This window comes from Monashia sp. HAY1-5C, from assembly GCF_056755255.1.
Genome location: NZ_JBPGXG010000811.1, coordinates 1 through 234 on the forward strand (window position 1 = coordinate 1; position 234 = coordinate 234).

The window sequence follows — 234 nt, forward strand, 5'->3', positions numbered from 1 at the left end:
GGTAAAAGTCATCTTGCGTCAAGGAGAAACCTCGTTTGCTTAGCATTCTGTGATTTTTGTCGCTAACGTCGTGGTTGTGACGAAAACTGCGCGAACCACCACCGTTCTGGATTCCAAGACGACCACGGACATCACCAACGGACTTCGCTTCGGGCGGTTCCCCATCACTGCCGTGCAGCCGGTGGTTGAGGGTGGCCGTTTCCCGGCGAAAGCGTTGCCTGGTGAGGATCTGGT

The 234-nt window shown here is 55.6% G+C and carries 1 protein-coding gene; it reads left to right on the forward strand.

Features of this window, described 5'->3' with window-relative positions; genetic code table 11:
• Nucleotides 1-70 precede the first annotated feature (70 nt).
• Nucleotides 71-234 (forward strand): maltotransferase domain-containing protein (locus ACR9ZK_RS23625; RefSeq protein ID WP_481344343.1); only part of this gene is annotated, 164 nt, incomplete at its 3' end.